Here is a 15577-nt window from a genome sequence, read left to right as displayed (position 1 = left end):
GTTGGTTGGTGTGGGGGCGCCTCCACAGGCGGGCAGTGTGAGGCGATGCCCCACCCCAACCCCTCCCCTGAAGGGGAGGGGCTCGCGTTGCTTCGATACGATGTCATCGCGATCTAGGCGTCGGGGTTTGCATACCCTTCCTCCGTTCGCACTGAGCGAAGTCGAAATGCGCGCGGGTGTCCCTTGGCCTTCGACTTCGCTCAGGCTGAACGGGGGTGGGGGGCTTACCCCACCGGCTTCAACGTCGCCGAGTCGATGTGCCAGCGTCGTTGCTCCGCGCTCGCGCCGGGCACGTCATTGACCCGGCGCACGACATATTGGCCGGTGAAACGCTGTTCCTTCCCGTTGTCGAGCTGGGCATCGACCGTCACCGGCACGGTCGCATAGACCGACCCCGCCGCGCCCTCGCTGGGCTCCATGCGGCCGATCGTCACGCGGGTCGCGCGGGTGTCGGCAAAGCCCTTCTGGAAATCGGCGAAGCGCTGGCCCGGCCGGCCGTTCAGGCCCCATTGGATCCAGGCGGTCGAATAGTCATGTGCGTTGATCGCGGCATAATAGCGCCGGACCACGGCGGCGGCGGCCGCATCGCTCTTGGGATCGACCGAGCAGCCCGGCGTCGTCTTCGCCTCATCGCCGAGCAGCGCGCAGCCGCGCGCGATCTCGTCCTCGATGATCGCACAGCTGTTGGCGGCGTTGCACGGAGGATGGGTGGCGGGCGAGACCGAGGTGCAGATCTTCACCAGACGATCCGCCGCCGCCTTCCCCCGATCGGCGGCGCAAGACAGCACGCCCTGCGGTTCGGCGGGGCGGCTGATCGGTTGCGCTGTCGCAGCGGCCTCCGGGGGCTGCGTGTCGCTCGCGCCGGGCGAGGGGGTGGCGCTGGCCGCTGGCGTGGGGCCGGCGGTGTTGATGGTATAGGTATCGTCCTGACCGCCATCGCCGCGACCACAGGCGGCAAGGAGCGGCAGCAACGCGGCGGCGCCGATCCAGTGCGTCAGGCGGCGGGGGGCGGGGCGTGTCATTCGCAGGTTTCCGGTAAAATCCATGCGCCCACAACGCGGGTTACGGCGACCGGCTCCCGCCGGTTGCGCTGAAGCACCCGGCGCCGGCGATCAGCGCGACAGGGCGATCAGCTGCGCCACGCCTTGCGTCCGGGTCTTGGCGAAGACGGCGGCGCGGTGATCCTCGATCGTCTTGGGCGACAGGCCGAGCAGCCCGGCCATCGCCTTGTTGCCATGGCCCTGCACCATCAGGTCGAACACCTGCCGCTCGCGCGGGGACAGCTCGGCGAGGCGTGCCGCCGCCGCACGCCGGTCGCGCGACCAGGCGACCCCCTCGCGCAGCGAGGCGGACAGGCGCGCCTCGTCGATCGGCTTCTCCAGATAATCCAGCCCGCCATGCCGCCGCACCGCATCGACCGCATGCGCGGTCGTCGGCCAGGCGGTGATGAACAGGATCGCCACATGCGGGTCCAGCGCGCGCAGACGGTCGGCGAAGCCGAACCCGTCCAGATCGCCCATCATCACGTCGCTGACCACCGCATGCGCCGGTATCGCGCCATATCGCTCCAGCAAATCGGCGGGATCGCAAAAGGCGCGGGTGACGAAGCCCTGCCGCGCGAGCATGCGCGCGATCGCCGCGCCCAGATCGGGATCGTCGTCGACGACATGGACGATCGCGGCGTCGGGATCTGGAAAGGGCGACATCAGCGGGCCTCGACCAGTGGCAGGGACAGCGCGGCGACCACCATGCCGTCGGGCGATTGATCGCGCGACAGGGTGCCGCCATGCGCCTCGGCGATGGCGCGCGCGATGAAGGTGCCGACACCCATGCCGCCATCCTTGGGGGCGGACAGCGGCGCGGTGCGGTTGGTCACCGACAATATCGCCCGGTCCCCGTCGACGGCGGCCGACAGCGTCACGGGCGGCGGCGGGTCCAGCGCGCGGGCGGCCTGCACGGCGTTGCGCACCAGGTTCATCAGCGCCTGCGCCAGCTCCACCTCCTGCGCCAGGACGGCGCGGTCGGGTGCGACGCCGCCGATCTCCAGCGGCACGCCCGCGTCGCGCGCCTCCGCCCGCGCGAGGGGGACGACCATCTCGACCAGCGCGGCGATGGCGACCGGCTGTGGCCGGTCGGCGGCATGACCGCCGAAAAGGCGCAGGCGGCGGATCATCGTCGCCAGATGATCGGCCTTGCGATCGATCAGCGCCGCGCTCTCGGCGATCTCGCCACCCAGATCGGCGGTCAGGCTGCGCAGATGCCGCGCCTCGATCGCCAGGGTGGATAGCGGCTGGCTCGCCTCGTGGATCACCGCCACCGACATGGCGCGCAAGGTCTTGAGCCGTTCGGCCTGGAACAACAGCCGGTCGCGCCGCTCCAGCTTGGCGCGCGCGGCGGCCTGCGCATCGGCGAAGCTGCCCGCCAGATAGCCGGCGACGACGATGGTCGCGAGCGCCAGGTGACGCTGCAACCGTTCGGGCGTGCCCATCATGCCCGCCGTATCGGGCAGGACGAGCAGGACGATGACCAGCAAGGCGCCCCAGGCGACCGCACGCCCGAAGCGCAGCCCGATCCAGGCGACCGCGACCAGGACCGGCGCCGGCTGCATCCCCAGCCCACCGGCCTCCAGCACCCGCGACAGCCCAAGGCCCAGCGCCAGCACCATGACCGTCTCGACCATCGCCGCGACGGAAGGACGCCCCAGCCGCAGCGGATCGCCGCGCCCGCGCCCCCCCGCACCCAGGTCCGCGATCCACAGCAGCGGCGGCGCGACGAACAGCGTGCCGAGCAGGTCGCCGACAACGAAGGCGGACAGCGAGACGATGACCTCACGCATGTTGGTCACCCCGGTCAGCTCGGGATTATGAATCGCCTGCGGTACCGCCAACGCCGCGCCGACGAGCGGGGCCAGCGTGGCCGCCAGTCCGAACGGCATGGGCGCACTGAGCAGGGTGGCGCGGCGACGGGTGGCGAGCCACTGAATGCCCGCGATCGTCAGGCCATAGGCCAGGACGGGGCGGACGATGCCCCACACCGTCATCGCGCCCCCGGCCCAGTCGAACGCGATGAACCCGAACACCGCATTGTCGACGATTTCGATCAACGCGATCACCGGGGTCAGTCGCCACCCCAACCGCCACATCAGCGCCAGGCGAAGCCCGGCGGCGGGGAACCAGAGCGAATAGAAACCCGATCCGCTCCACAGATGCGAAAGCCGGTGCGCGGCGGCGAAGGCCAGCGCATAGAGCGCGAGCGCCAGCCATTCCCGGCGGCCGAACGCCCAGAACCGGCGCAGGCCCGCCGCCCCCCCGGCCGGGTCGGCGGTGGGCGCTGGAAAAAGGCGGGGCAGCGCGATCATGCCATCGTGTCTGGATCAGCGACCGCGCCGGCGGCATCCGGGAAAAACCCGGATTGATCGGTCAGATCGAGGGTGCGACCGGCGGAGGCGTGGGGGCGGGTGCCGCCTGGTCGCCGGACTCTTGCGAAGGGGGTTCGCCGGGCGCGGTATTGGGAGTGCCGACGACCGGACCGGTCACGATGGGCGCGGGCGCCGTCACCGGGGCGACCAGCGCGGCATTCTCGATCAGATCGAGCGCCTGACGCGCCAGCACATAGCGGCGCGCGGCACGTTGCCACGCCTGGGCCGAGGTGGCGTTGGCACCGGGCAGACGCGCGACCGCCGCGCGTGCCGCCTCCACCTGTCCGCCGTCCAGCAATCGCTGCGCGCGCGCCAGCCGGTCGTTGGGGTTGGACGAGGGCGCGCTCGCCTCACGGATGACGATCAACCGGCCGAGCTCCTGTCGAAGCCCTTCCCACCAGCCGTCGCTGGCGTTGACGACCAGCTCGGGGCTGAGCGTGTCGAGGCCCTGGCGCAAACTCTCCAGCGTGACCGGCTGGCGCGCGGCGGTGATCAGCACGGTGACCGCGCGGGGTTCGCTGGCGCCGAAGCGGGTGCGCAGCTGCTCCTCCAGATAGCCCAGCGGCTGGCCCCGATCGATGGCGCGGCGCGCGGCGGCGGCGACCAGGATCGATTCGGCACGCCCTGCCTGCGTGCCCGCCGCGGCGGAGTCGGTGGCGATGGCGGCGGCGCGCGCCTCCAGCGTGGCGAGCTGCGCGGCGAGTGCGGCCTCGCGCGTCGCCAGCGCCACCGGATCGGCGACGGCGGTGCGGGCGGCATCGTTGCCGGGTGCGTCGGTGGTGGTGCCGCCGGGCTTGGCGGTGACGGCGCGCGGGGCGGGGGTACCGGTTCCGCCGAACCAGGACAGGTTGCGCATCGCATAGGCCATCAGGATCAGCCCGGCGGCGAAGGCCAGCAGGATCAGCGCGATGGTCGCGCCCGGTCGGGGCCCGCGTGATCGCGGTCGGTCGAGTGGCGCGAAGTCGTTCATGCGCCGCTTATCCCCGTGGCGGCTGTCCGGGTCAACGCCCGCGCGGCGGCGATCATCGCATCGTCGCGCGGCGCCCCGGCGAGCGCCACCGCGCGCCACCCCGGTCCGGCGGCGGCCGCCGTCTTGGCGCTGATCGCGACCAGCGCGATGGCGGCCCGTTCCACGCCATGATCATCGACCAGTCGGGCGAGCCGCGCCGCCGCGCGGGCCGAGTGCAGCAGGACGATGGTGCCGGTCAGATCGCGCACGGTGTCGGGCGGGATGTCGATCGGTTCGGCGGCATAGACGATGCGCACCACCGCGTCCGTCGCCACCCGATCGCGCCCCGCCAGATGGAGCAGCCGCGCGAAACCGCCGGCCCGCGCCGCCGCGACCACCGCCGCGGCATCGGTGTCGCCGGTCAGTACCACCGACAGACCGGCGGCGCGCGCGGCGGCGGCGGTGGCGGGGCCGACCGCGATCACCGGTCGATCGGCCAGCCGGGCCAGCGCGGGGCCGGCGAGCCGGACACCCTGCGCACTGGTGAAGAGCAGGGCATCGACCTCGGCCGGGTCGGGCGGCGTCCAGTCCAGCGCCCGGGCGGCGAAAAGGGGCAGCGACCGCGCCGCCAGCCCGGCATCATGCAATGCGGCGATCGTCGCGGCATTGCCCGGCTCGGGCCGGATAACGACGATCGTCACGGGGCGGCTCAACGCCCCGCGAACAGCCGCCGGACCTCGGGCGGCGCACGGTCGAGCAGATCGGTCGCCAGCCTCGGCCCCAACTCCTCGTCCAGCGCGCCCTCGACCCAGCCGCCGACCCGCGACGATCCATCCTCGGCCAGCAATTCGGCGCGCAGCGTCAGCATCTCGCCCGACAGCGAGGCGAGCGCCGCGACCGGGCTGTGGCAATCCGCCTGAAGCACCGCGAGCAATGACCGCTCCGCCATGACGCAGGCATGGGTCTCGGCATGGTCGATCGACGCGATCAACATGGTCGCGGCCGCATCGTCGGCGCGCGTTTCGATCCCCACCGCGCCTTGCGCGGGCGCGGGCAGCATCTGGTCGGTCGGCACCGCATGGCCGACCTCGCGGCCCAGCCGGTCCAGCCCGGCGGCGGCGAGCAGGGTGGCGTCGACCTCTCCATTGGTGACGGCGGCCAAGCGCCGGTCGACATTGCCGCGCAGCAGCGTGATGGTCAGGTCGGGCCGGTGCGACAGCATCTGCGCGCGGCGGCGCGGGCTGCTGGTGCCGATCACCGCACCGGGGCGGAGTTCGGCGATCGTCTCCACGCCGATCAGCCGGTCGCGGACATCGGCGCGCGGCAGCATCGCGGCGATGTGCAGCCAGTCGGGACGGATCGTCTCGACATCCTTCATCGAATGGACCGAGGCGTCGATCTCACCGTCATACAGCGCGCGGTCGAGTTCCTTGGTCCACAGCGCCTTGCCGCCGATCTCGGCCAGCGCGCGGTCCTGCACCCGGTCGCCAGTGGTCTTGATGGGAACGATCTCGATGGCGTCCTCATCCCACCCCTGCGCCGCCGCCAGTGCCGCGCGCACCATATGCGCCTGGGTGAGGGCCAGCGGCGAACCGCGCGTACCGAGCCGGAAACGAACCATGTGTCCGCCTTTGCCGCATCAAGCCCCCCTTCGACAAGTTCGCAAGGGGCGGGTATGGATGGGTCATGCTGATCCTGGGACTGGAATCCTCGTGCGACGAGACCGCCGCCGCGCTTGTCACCGATGACGGCCGCGTGCTGGCGCACCGGCTGCTGGGGCAGGAGGCCGCGCACGCCCCGTTCGGCGGCGTCGTCCCCGAAATCGCCGCGCGCGCGCATGTCGAGGCGATGGAGCCGCTGGTCGCCGCCGCCTTCGCCGATGCGGGCGTGAGCCTGGCGGATGTCGACGCGATCGCCGCGACTGCCGGGCCGGGGCTGATCGGCGGGGTGATGGTCGGCCTCGTGACGGGCAAGGCGCTGGCCCATGCGGCGGGCAAGCCGCTGATCGCGGTCAACCATCTGGAGGGCCATGCCCTGTCGCCGCGCCTGTCTGACCGCGAGCTGGCCTACCCATACCTGCTGCTGCTCGTCTCGGGTGGGCATTGCCAGTTGCTGCTGGTCGAGGGCGTCGGGCGCTATCGCCGGATGGCGACGACCATCGACGACGCGGCGGGCGAGGCGTTCGACAAGACCGCCAAGCTGCTGGGCCTCGGCTATCCCGGCGGCCCGCGTGTCGAGGCGGCGGCGCGCGAGGGCAATCCGCACGCGGTGCCGCTGCCGCGTCCGCTGAAAGGTTCGGCCGAGCCGCATTTCTCTTTTGCGGGGCTCAAGAGTGCGGTGGCCCGCGCGGTCGGGCATCATTCGCCCGAGGATATCGCCGCCTCGTTCCAGCAGGCGGTGGTCGACTGTCTGCTCGACCGGACGCGGCGTGCGCTGGCCGATGTGCCGCCCGTCACCGCGCTGGTCGTCGCGGGCGGAGTCGCGGCGAACGGCGTGATCCGCGGCGCGCTGGAGGGACTCGCGGCCGAGCATGGCCTGCGCTTCGTCGCACCGCCGCTCTGGCTGTGCACCGACAATGCCGCGATGATCGCCTGGGCGGGTGTCGAGCGGTTCCGCGAGGGACTGACCGATCCCCTCGATACACCCGCGCGCGCGCGCTGGCCGCTCGACCCGGCGGCGGAAGCCGTGCGCGGCGCGGGGGTGAAGGCATGAAGATCGGGGTGATCGGCGCGGGCGCCTGGGGCACCGCGCTGGCGCAGGTGGCGGCGCATGGTGGACGTTCCGTCCGTATCTGGGCGCGCGATCCGGCGGTGGCCGAGGCGATCAACACCACCCACGCCAATCCGCTCTACCTGCCGAACATTGCGCTTTCGCCCAGCATCGAGGCGGTCAGCGATCCGGCGGCGATGGCCGAGATGGACGCGCTGCTGGTCGTGACGCCCGCGCAAGCCGTGGGCGCGGTGCTGGCGATGATGCCGGTCGAGTCCAAGCCACTCGTCCTGTGTTCCAAGGGGATCGAGGCGGGGACCCGGCGGCTGGTCGGCGAGGTGGCGCGCGCGACCCACCCCGACGCGCCGATCGCGGTGCTGTCCGGCCCGACCTTCGCGCATGAGGTGGCGGCGGGGCTGCCGACGGCGGTGACCTTGGCCTGCGAGGAGCCGGAGTTACGGAAAGCCCTGTCCGCGCGGATCGCCGCGCCGCATTTCCGGCCCTATGCCACCGACGACGTGACCGGCGCGGAGATCGGTGGGGCGATCAAGAACGTGCTCGCCATCGGTTGCGGCGTGGTGGAGGGGGCGGGGCTGGGCCAGAACGCCCGCGCCGCGCTGATCGCGCGGGGCTTTGCCGAGATGACGCGGTTCGGCCTCGCGCGCGGTGGCCGGGCGGAGACGCTGGCGGGCTTGTCCGGGCTGGGCGATCTGGTGCTGACCTGCTCGTCGACCGCCTCGCGCAATTTCTCGCTGGGCGTCGGCTTGGGGCAGGGGCGGTCGGCGGCGGAGTTGCTGGCCGATCGGCGGACCGTGGCGGAAGGGGCGTTCACCGCCCCCGTGCTGCGTCAGGCGGCGGCGGAGGCCGGGGTCGACATGCCGGTATGCGAGGCGGTGTGTCGGTTGCTCGACGGCGCGGCCGTGGGCGAGGTGATCGGAGCGCTACTGGCCCGGCCGCTCAAGGCCGAGGGGAACTGATCCCAACTCTTGTTCTCCCCACCTCCGTTCCGCCTGAGCAAAGTCGAAGGCCACGGGAATCGGGTAACCAATCACCCCTCTTGGCGAAGGTTGAGGCGTGGCCTTCGACTTCGCTCAGGCGGAACGGGGTTCGGGATTTGGTCTGAACAAAGCGTGGGGATGTATTACCGCAACACCTGCCGCGCCAGCGTCCCGCACGCCGCATTCTGTGCCTTCGGTCCGGTATTGCCGGTGATCGCGCGGCCGATCGACTTGAAGATATTGCCGACCGACTTCACCTCGCGCGGTATGGTCAGGTCCGGCTTTTCCAGCGTTCCCGCCACGGTCGCCGCGCCGGAGAGTTGCAGCGTCGCACCCTGTTTGGGCGCGCCGGTCAGCCGCAGCGCCAGCCGCTCGTCGGGGAAGGTGACGGTGCCCGTCCCGTCCAGCCGGCTGCGCGAGGTATCGACGATCAGCGGATCGGCTCGCCCCGTCCCGTCCCGCATGTCGACGCCCAGAATCATGCACCGCAACGTCGCGCGGCCGCTATCCCCCATGAACGCCGCCCCCGCATCGAAGCCCAGCGCCACGGCATAGCGATCGGGCAGGGTGCCGTTGGCGACGACCAGCCCGATCCGCCCGTTCGAGCGGCCGATCGCGTCGCGCACCGTCTCGCCGCTGCCGGTCAGCCGGGCATGCGCGGCGACCTGTCCGGTGATCTCGGTCTGCCCCGACAGCGACAGCACGTTCGCGCCCGACAGCCGCAGGTTCAGCGCCAGTTGCGGCACGCGCCGACCGCCACGCTGGTCGATCACCGCCTGCCCACGCACCACGCCCTCGCGCAAGGACATGCGGATGTCGTCGATGGTCAGCCGCTGGTGGTCCATCGTCATCCGCCCGGCGAGCCCGGTGATGGGCGAGGGACCTTGCGCGCTGACCACCCGGCCGACCTTGAACCGGATCGTGCCGTCGGTGGTGTCGATCTTGCCGATGTCGATCCGGGTGTTGGGCACCAGGCGCGGCCCGATCCGACGTTCGAGCGCGGCGGCCTCCGCGCGTCCTTGCGCCGAGGACAGATCGTCGAAGTCGAGCTGCCCTGCCGTCACCTCCCCGTCCAGCAACGTGCGGCCCTCCTTCTTGTCGACCGTCAGCCGCCCGGCCAGGTCCGACCGCCCGATCCGCCCCTTCAGATTGGTGATCGTCCAGCGTGGATTGTCGTGCCGGACATGCGCGGAGAGCTGGACGGGTCGTGTCTGGAACAGCCCGGCCTCGATCACCGCATCGATCCGCTTCAGGTCGTCGGCGCGCGCGGTCAGGTCGAGCGTCATCGCATCGGTGTCGAGCGGCCGGTCCATCGTCCCTTGCGCGTTCATGGTCAGCCGATCGCCGGTGATCACGGCCTTGAAGGGCCATGGCCCCGGCCGCACCGGCGCGCCGGTGAAGCGCAGGGCGACGGGGGCGCCGCGAATCCTGCCCTGCCCCTCGGCGCGCAGGCCGTGATCGGGGTCGGCGGCGATGCGGACGACGGCTTCGCGATCCTCCTTGGCGTCGCGGTAGCTGACCACGCCATCGGTGACGACCAGCCCCTGTAGATCGGTGGAACTGCCGCCGCCTTGCGGTTCGCCGGGGCGCGACCAATTGGTACGACCCTGTTTGTCGCGGACCAGCGCGAGACGCAGGCCGGAGACGCGAATGTCCTCGGGCACGAAATCTCCCCTGAGCAGCGGCCAGACCGAGAAGCGGATCTCGGCCCGCGCGAGTCGCGCGAAATCGCCCCGCCCCGCCCAGGCGGCCTGTGGGATGTGCAGATCCTCGACCGCGATCACTGGGTGGAAGCCGAAGCCGTCGACCCGGTGCACCGATCCGATCGTCACCGGCCGGCCGAACCGCGCCGTCGCCTCGCGCGTCACCGCGCCGCGCAGGATGCCCCAGGGAAAGACCGCCAGGATCAGTAACAGAATCAGCGGTAGGGCGATCAGCACCCCGATCGCGATCCGCCCCCAATGCCGCCGCCTGCCCCGAGGCTCTGCCACCTGTTCCATGTTAAGCGGGACGCGCAGCCCCGTATCTTCGTTCCGGCTGCGTCAGGACCGGACGGTGTGATTGTTGCCCCGACCGGCCTCGCGCCCTAGATAAGGGCCAATTGCCATCGGGAGCGTCCTCCGTTGATCCTCATCCTTCAGATTTTGCAGATTCTCCTCAACGTCGTCTGGTGGATCATCATCGTGCAGGCGATCCTGTCCTGGCTGATCGCGTTCAACGTCATCAATACCTCGAACGATTTCATCCGCTCGGTCTGGTACGCGCTGCAGAAGATGACCGATCCGCTCTATCGCCCGATCCGGCGCATCCTGCCCGATTTCGGTGCGCTTGACCTGTCGCCGATGGTCGTGCTGCTGGCGGTGATCATCCTGGGCAAGATCCTGGACACCGCGATCGCCAACCAGATGTATGGGGGCGCGGTCGTCGTCGGCTGATGCCTGCCTGGACCTCGCGCGATGATGGCATCCATATCGCGGTCCGGGTGACGCCGCGCGGTGGTCGCGATGCGCTGACCGCCGGGACCGAGGAGCATTTCGCCGCGCGCCTCTCCGCGCCGCCGGTCGACGGCGCAGCCAATGCGGCGCTGATCCCGCTGGTGGCCAAACATTTTGGGGTGCCCAAGCGCGCTGTCAGCATCGTCGCCGGCGAGACGGCGCGGTTGAAACGCCTGCATGTCGCCGGCGACCCGCACATACTGGCGCGGTTGGCCCAGGCGCTTTATGGCGATCAGCCATGACCCCAAATACCCCAATGACTGGCGCCACGATCATCGACGGCAAGGCGTTCGCCGCCGGCCTCCGCACCCGCATCGCCACCCAGGTGGCTACCTTCCGCGAACAGACCGGCCGGGCGCCGGGGCTGGCGGTCGTGCTGGTCGGCGAAGACCCGGCCTCCAGCGTCTATGTCCGCTCCAAGGGCAAGGCGACGCGCGAAGCGGGCATGGAAAGCATCGAACATCGCCTGCCCGCCGATACCGATCAGGCGACGCTGCTGACGCTCGTCGAACAGCTCAACCAGGACCCGACCGTCGACGGCATCCTCGTCCAGCTGCCGCTGCCGGGCCAGATCGACGCGCAGGCGGTGATCCAGGCGATCGACCCCGACAAGGATGTCGACGGCTTCCATCCGGTCAATGCCGGACGGCTGGCGACGGGCAGCGAAGGCTTCGTTCCCTGCACCCCGCTCGGCTGCCTGATGCTGCTCAAGAGCATCCACCCCAGCCTGTCGGGGATGGATGCGGTGGTCGTCGGTCGCTCCAACATCGTCGGCAAACCGATGGCGCAACTGCTGCTCGGCGAAAGCTGCACCGTGACCGTCGCGCACAGCCGCACCCGCAACCTGGCCGAAGTGGTGGGTCGTGCCGATATCGTCGTGGCGGCGGTGGGCGTGCCCGGCCTGGTCAAGGGCGAGTGGATCAAGCCCGGCGCCAGCGTCATCGATGTCGGCATCAACCGCACCGACACGGGCCTGGTCGGCGATGTCGACTATGACACGGCCTCGACGCGTGCCGGCGCGATCACCCCGGTGCCGGGCGGCGTCGGCCCGATGACGATCGCGGTCCTGCTGCGCAACACCCTGGTCTCGGCGGGACGGCGCGAGGGCGTCGCGATCGACCAGACGGCGCTGTAAGGGCGTGCTCGAACTCTTCATCTCGTCCTTCATCACCTTTTTCGTGGTGATCGACCCGCCGGGCTGCGCGCCGATCTATGCGGGGCTCTCGGCGGGGGCGACGCCGCAGCATCGCCGGGCGATGGCCATCCGCGCGGTGACGGTCGCGGCGATCATCCTGTTCGTCTTCGCACTGTTCGGCGAGGCGCTGCTCCACGGTCTGGGCATCGAGATGGCGGCGTTCCGCATCGCGGGCGGCATCATGCTGTTCCTGATCGCGCTGGAGATGGTGTTCGAAAAGCGCACCCAGCGCCGCGAGGACCGCGCGGCCAAGGTCGCCGACGATCCGCACGAGGCGGAGGACGTGTCGATCTTCCCGATGGCGATGCCGATGATCGCCGGGCCGGGGTCGATCGCGACCGTCATGCTGCTGATGAGCCGCAACTCGGGGCTGGAAGGCTCGCTGGTCGTGCTGGGCGCGATGGTGTCGATCCTGCTGCTGACGCTGGTCGCGCTGCTGGCGGCGGGGCCGATGATGCGGCTGCTGGGCGCCAAGATCGAGGCGGTGATCACCCGCGTGCTGGGCGTGCTGCTTGCGGCGCTGGCGGTGCAGTTCGTGATCGATGGGGTCACGGCGAGTCTGAAATAATCCTCCCCGGCACGGGGAGGGGGACCATGCGCAGCATGGTGGAGGGGGCGTGCCACTAGGTAGGACCTTTGTTGGAAGCCCCCCTCCGTCAGGCCTGACGGCCTGCCACCTCCCCTTATAGGGGAGGAATTTCTTAGCTGATCCGGTACAGTCTCAGCGGCGAGCCCTTGGGCAGCGGCAGCGGGGTCAGCCAGTCCGGCACCCAGCCATGCGCCATCCGGTCGTAAAAGCCCCCCGGCGCGCGCGCGCGGTAATTGGTCGACTCGGCCATGTCGGGGCAGATCAGCAACAGCGTCGCGCCGTGCCGCTTCATGATCGCACGCGCCTGCATATCATTGCCCTGAAAGGCGTGCTGGACGTCGAGGATCGCATCGCCATTGCGGTGATAGGGACCGGCGATCGCATTGTGATGCGTCGTCACGATCAGGCGTGGGCCCAGATCGACGAAGGTGAAGACCGTCGCCTTGGGATAGGCGTTGACCCGCGTCAGCACCGAGGTGCGCACGCACTGCCCGGTCGCGCGGTTGACGCGCTGGGCATAGGCATTGGCCTGCGCGGCGGGCAGCTTCTTCAGGATCAGCCCCGCGACGATCCCCGTCGGCAGCAGGACGGCGGCGACCATCACCGGCACGCGCAGCAGCGGCGAGCGCAGCCGGTTGATCCAGGGCAGCGCCATCCAGAGGAGCGCCGCGATGCCCGGCACCGCCAGCAACTGCCCCGCCGGGGCCGCGCGCACCTGCCACAACAGCATGGCGCAGGCGAAGCTGGTGAACAGCGCGATCGCGGTCCAGCCCATCGTCCGAAAGCGCAGGGCGGCGGCGATCGCACCGATCATGCCGAAGACCGGCATGATCGCCATCGGCAGCGCGACACGCAACGGGTGCTTGTAGATCGGCTTGGCCTCGCGGACATTGTTCAACCAGTTGCGCTGGAGCTCGGGGCTGACCTGTTCGGGGCGGGTCAGGCATTGCGGAAACAGGCTGGCGAACCCGCCCGCGATGATCCCGCCGGCAACCACCGCCAGCCCCAGCCGCGCAGCCCGCGACGCCGGATTGATCCGCGCCATCACGAACAGCAGCGCGCCCGCGACGACCGTCACCGACAGCCATACCGGGGTCAGCGCGTCACAGCGCATGGCGTAATTGGCGTTGGAGGCGAAGGCGGCGAACCCGGCCGCGCTGCCCCCGCCCAGCGTCAGGGCATAGACGGCGAGGCGCGGCGCCTCCGCCCGGTCCCACACCCAGCGCAGCGTCAGGATCGCGCCGGCCATCGCGGCATAGGGCAGCATCTCCAGCCCGATCGCCAGCGACACCGCGCTGGCCAGTCCCACCAGCGCACCGCCGCGCCTGCCTTGCGGATCGCACAGCCCCGCGACGGTGACGGCCAGCATGGCGAGCTGCCACCCGTGATGGTCGATGCGCATCGGCATGTACATCAGCATGGTCGAATTGGCGCACAGCAGCAGTGCCAGCCCCACCGGCCATGCAAAGGGCGAGATCAGGCGGCGCAGCGTCGCCGACAGCGCCAGCATGACGACCGACAGTGGCAAAAGCGGCGCCAGGCCGCAGGCGATCCGCTCGGCCCAGGCGGGGGTGGTGAACAGGCGGAAGAATAGGATCAGGCCCGCGATCGGCAGGTCGACGATGCGGCTCCAGTGAATGTCGAAGCCGCCCGGCGGATTGAGGCGGTATTGGCGCAGGTCATACCATCCCTGGCCGTCCAACCAGGCGCGCACCTGCATCAGGCGGATATTGTCGTCGGTGTCGCCCAGCGACCACCAGCGGATCTGGCCCCAGCGGTCATAAAGGTACCAGCCGGTCACCGCGAGCCAGACGATCATCACCCATTGCCGCCAATTGCGGTCGATCTCGCCTTGCAGACGTTCCAAAGACGCTTCCCTCATACCCGCCCGCGGCTTAAGGCGCAGGACTTCGGGATGCTCTATCGCGGGTGGCGCAAAGGGCAAGGTCGGGGGCAAGGTAGCGGCGTGGCGACTCTTCAGCATCGGATCGCGCGGTGGCGGGACAGCGGGATGCTGGGCCAGATTATCCGTTTCGGGATCGCGGGCGGATTGTCGACGGTCGTCTATTCGGCGGTCTATCTGCCGCTGACCACTTGGGTATTACCGCACGACAAGGCGGTGCTGGCAGTGCCGCCGGCCTTTCTGGTGGCGGTGATCTTTGGCTTCTTCCTGCATAGCGCCTGGAGCTTTCGCGGGCATGGCAGCCGCGATTCCAGCGGCAGGCAGCATCTGAAATTCCTGGTGGTGCAAGGCTTTGGGCTTGTGCTGAACGCGCTTTTCACGTGGATTGTCACCGGGCTTCTGCATCAACAACCCTGGGTCGCGCTGATCCCGGTGGTCACGATCACGCCGATCGCGACCTTCGCGCTCAACCGCCAATGGGTCTTCGGATAAGTTCATGGACCGTATCGTTTACGACCGCATGGCCGCGCATGATTCCACCCATTGGTGGTACCGCGCGCGCCGCGACATCCTGGCGGATTACCTGGCCCGCTATGGTAAGCTGCCGGGGAACGCGCGTATCCTGGAGATCGGCTGCGGCACCGGGCACAATCTGCCGATGCTGGCGGGCTTCGGCACGGTCGACGCGATCGAGATCGATCCCGCCGCGCGCGAGATCGCGTCCGCCCGGCTGGGCAAGCCGGTCCAGGCCGCGCCGCTGCCCGAACTGCCGGGGATCGAACGCGGCGCCTACGACCTGATCGCCGTCCTCGACGTGGTCGAGCATATCGAGGACGATGTCGCCGCGCTCGCCGCGATGAAGTCGTGCCTGAAGCCCGGCGGCAAGATCCTGATCGCCGTCCCTGCGCACCAGTGGATGTGGTCGGCGCATGACGTGGTGAACCACCACCATCGCCGCTATTCCAAGGGGACGTTGGTCACGGCGATCGAGAAGGCGGGTCTCAAGCCCCGCAAGCTGACCTATTTCAACTCGCTGCTCTTCCCGCTCGCCGCCGCCGCGCGCATCGCCGGGCGGCTTTCGGGGCGCGACGACAGCGACGACTCGCCGCCGCCCGCGCCGCTGAACAAGGCGTTCGAGGCGATCTTCCGGCTGGAACGGCATCTGGTCGGCCGCGCGCCGATGACGCCGGGGGTGTCGATCGTGACTTTGGCGGAGCCGGTTTGAGGTAGGTGTTGGGGCGTGGCCTTCGACTTCGCTCAGGCTGAGCGGGGTTGGGGAACATGCCCCCCATACAAACCTCCGTTCAGCCTGAGCGAAGTC

At 70.1% G+C, this 15577-nt stretch carries 16 protein-coding genes; 8 read left to right on the top strand and 8 right to left on the bottom strand.

What is annotated here, in order from left to right; translation table 11 throughout:
- Positions 1-224 precede the first annotated feature (224 nt).
- The 6 genes from ACQKJZ_RS13125 to hemC all read right to left on the bottom strand — a co-directional run bounded on the left by ACQKJZ_RS13125 (position 225) and on the right by hemC (position 5988).
- Entirely contained in the window at positions 225-1022 is a 798-nt protein-coding gene (locus tag ACQKJZ_RS13125) for a hypothetical protein (protein WP_427731466.1), read from the bottom strand.
- 90 nt (positions 1023-1112) lie between these two features.
- Complete coding sequence (locus ACQKJZ_RS13120; RefSeq protein ID WP_427731465.1) at positions 1113-1706, bottom strand: response regulator transcription factor; 594 nt, start codon at positions 1704-1706, stop codon at positions 1113-1115.
- Positions 1706-3358 carry an ATP-binding protein gene (locus ACQKJZ_RS13115; RefSeq protein ID WP_427731464.1) on the bottom strand — a complete coding sequence of 551 codons (1653 nt, stop codon included), beginning with the start codon at positions 3356-3358 and terminating at the stop codon, positions 1706-1708. The genes ACQKJZ_RS13120 and ACQKJZ_RS13115 overlap by 1 nt, the downstream gene beginning before the upstream one ends.
- A 61-nt stretch (positions 3359-3419) precedes the next feature.
- Entirely contained in the window at positions 3420-4388 is a 969-nt protein-coding gene (locus ACQKJZ_RS13110) for a hypothetical protein (RefSeq protein ID WP_427731463.1), read from the bottom strand.
- Entirely contained in the window at positions 4385-5068 is a 684-nt protein-coding gene (locus tag ACQKJZ_RS13105; protein ID WP_427731462.1) for a uroporphyrinogen-III synthase, read from the bottom strand. The genes ACQKJZ_RS13110 and ACQKJZ_RS13105 overlap by 4 nt, the downstream gene beginning before the upstream one ends.
- 8 nt (positions 5069-5076) lie before the next feature.
- Positions 5077-5988, bottom strand: a complete 912-nt coding sequence (gene hemC / locus ACQKJZ_RS13100) for a hydroxymethylbilane synthase (RefSeq protein ID WP_427731461.1) — start codon at positions 5986-5988, stop codon at positions 5077-5079.
- A 65-nt stretch (positions 5989-6053) separates the two neighbouring features.
- Between hemC and tsaD the strand changes: the two genes are divergently transcribed.
- Together tsaD and ACQKJZ_RS13090 are read left to right on the top strand one after the other, a co-directional pair.
- Positions 6054-7079: a tRNA (adenosine(37)-N6)-threonylcarbamoyltransferase complex transferase subunit TsaD gene (gene tsaD, locus ACQKJZ_RS13095; RefSeq protein ID WP_427731460.1), complete on the top strand. Its 1026-nt coding sequence runs from the start codon at positions 6054-6056 to the stop codon at positions 7077-7079.
- On the top strand, positions 7076-8053 hold the full coding sequence (locus ACQKJZ_RS13090) for an NAD(P)H-dependent glycerol-3-phosphate dehydrogenase (protein WP_427731459.1): 978 nt from the start codon (positions 7076-7078) through the stop codon (positions 8051-8053). Before tsaD ends, ACQKJZ_RS13090 begins: the two co-directional genes overlap by 4 nt.
- Positions 8054-8217: 164 nt before the next feature.
- Here the strand turns inward: ACQKJZ_RS13090 and ACQKJZ_RS13085 are convergent, their stop codons facing one another.
- Complete coding sequence (locus tag ACQKJZ_RS13085) at positions 8218-10065, bottom strand: AsmA family protein (RefSeq protein WP_427731458.1); 1848 nt, start codon at positions 10063-10065, stop codon at positions 8218-8220.
- Positions 10066-10197: 132 nt separating this feature from the next.
- Between ACQKJZ_RS13085 and ACQKJZ_RS13080 the strand changes: the two genes are divergently transcribed.
- Genes ACQKJZ_RS13080 through ACQKJZ_RS13065 form a run of 4 tightly spaced genes read left to right on the top strand, consistent with a single transcriptional unit; the run spans position 10198 to position 12332 of the window.
- Positions 10198-10509 carry a YggT family protein gene (locus ACQKJZ_RS13080; protein ID WP_183952578.1) on the top strand — a complete coding sequence of 104 codons (312 nt, stop codon included), beginning with the start codon at positions 10198-10200 and terminating at the stop codon, positions 10507-10509.
- Positions 10509-10811 (top strand): DUF167 domain-containing protein, encoded by a 303-nt coding sequence (locus tag ACQKJZ_RS13075; RefSeq protein ID WP_183952579.1) that lies wholly within the window; start codon positions 10509-10511, stop codon positions 10809-10811. Before ACQKJZ_RS13080 ends, ACQKJZ_RS13075 begins: the two co-directional genes overlap by 1 nt.
- Positions 10808-11704, top strand: a complete 897-nt coding sequence (folD, locus tag ACQKJZ_RS13070) for a bifunctional methylenetetrahydrofolate dehydrogenase/methenyltetrahydrofolate cyclohydrolase FolD (RefSeq protein WP_427731457.1) — start codon at positions 10808-10810, stop codon at positions 11702-11704. Before ACQKJZ_RS13075 ends, folD begins: the two co-directional genes overlap by 4 nt.
- A 4-nt stretch (positions 11705-11708) precedes the next feature.
- Positions 11709-12332, top strand: coding sequence for a MarC family protein (locus ACQKJZ_RS13065; RefSeq protein ID WP_427731456.1), 624 nt, complete (start codon positions 11709-11711; stop codon positions 12330-12332).
- A 133-nt stretch (positions 12333-12465) separates the two neighbouring features.
- On the opposite strand, the gene ACQKJZ_RS13060 is transcribed toward ACQKJZ_RS13065, so the two are convergent.
- The gene (locus ACQKJZ_RS13060; RefSeq protein ID WP_427731455.1) at positions 12466-14235 is read right to left on the bottom strand and encodes an AcrB/AcrD/AcrF family protein; all 1770 of its coding nucleotides are present in this window, start codon (positions 14233-14235) and stop codon (positions 12466-12468) included.
- Between the two features lie 129 nt (positions 14236-14364).
- On the opposite strand from ACQKJZ_RS13060, the gene ACQKJZ_RS13055 reads away from it, so the two are divergent.
- On the top strand, positions 14365-14748 hold the full coding sequence (locus ACQKJZ_RS13055) for a GtrA family protein (RefSeq protein ID WP_427731454.1): 384 nt from the start codon (positions 14365-14367) through the stop codon (positions 14746-14748).
- A 4-nt stretch (positions 14749-14752) separates the two neighbouring features.
- Positions 14753-15481, top strand: a complete 729-nt coding sequence (locus ACQKJZ_RS13050) for a class I SAM-dependent methyltransferase (protein WP_427731453.1) — start codon at positions 14753-14755, stop codon at positions 15479-15481.
- Positions 15482-15577: the final 96 nt, after the last annotated feature.

The sequence above is a fragment of the Sphingomonas sp. NPDC019816 genome, from assembly GCF_050274375.1.
Classification (GTDB): Bacteria; Pseudomonadota; Alphaproteobacteria; order Sphingomonadales; family Sphingomonadaceae; genus Sphingomonas.
This window is presented reverse-complemented; position numbering and strand designations above follow the sequence as displayed.

Bases quoted from the DNA above. Each gene is read 5' to 3' on its own strand.
- ACQKJZ_RS13125 (WP_427731466.1), bottom strand. From the start codon at position 1,022: ATGACACGCCCCGCCCCCCGCCGCCTGACGCACTGGATCGGCGCCGCC.
- ACQKJZ_RS13120 (WP_427731465.1), bottom strand. From the start codon at position 1,706: ATGTCGCCCTTTCCAGATCCCGACGCCGCGATCGTCCATGTCGTCGAC.
- ACQKJZ_RS13115 (WP_427731464.1), bottom strand. From the start codon at position 3,358: ATGATCGCGCTGCCCCGCCTTTTTCCAGCGCCCACCGCCGACCCGGCC.
- ACQKJZ_RS13110 (WP_427731463.1), bottom strand. From the start codon at position 4,388: ATGAACGACTTCGCGCCACTCGACCGACCGCGATCACGCGGGCCCCGA.
- hemC (WP_427731461.1), bottom strand. From the start codon at position 5,988: ATGGTTCGTTTCCGGCTCGGTACGCGCGGTTCGCCGCTGGCCCTCACC.
- tsaD (WP_427731460.1), top strand. From the start codon at position 6,054: ATGCTGATCCTGGGACTGGAATCCTCGTGCGACGAGACCGCCGCCGCG.
- ACQKJZ_RS13090 (WP_427731459.1), top strand. From the start codon at position 7,076: ATGAAGATCGGGGTGATCGGCGCGGGCGCCTGGGGCACCGCGCTGGCG.
- ACQKJZ_RS13075 (WP_183952579.1), top strand. From the start codon at position 10,509: ATGCCTGCCTGGACCTCGCGCGATGATGGCATCCATATCGCGGTCCGG.
- folD (WP_427731457.1), top strand. From the start codon at position 10,808: ATGACCCCAAATACCCCAATGACTGGCGCCACGATCATCGACGGCAAG.
- ACQKJZ_RS13060 (WP_427731455.1), bottom strand. From the start codon at position 14,235: ATGAGGGAAGCGTCTTTGGAACGTCTGCAAGGCGAGATCGACCGCAAT.
- ACQKJZ_RS13055 (WP_427731454.1), top strand. From the start codon at position 14,365: ATGCTGGGCCAGATTATCCGTTTCGGGATCGCGGGCGGATTGTCGACG.
- ACQKJZ_RS13050 (WP_427731453.1), top strand. From the start codon at position 14,753: ATGGACCGTATCGTTTACGACCGCATGGCCGCGCATGATTCCACCCAT.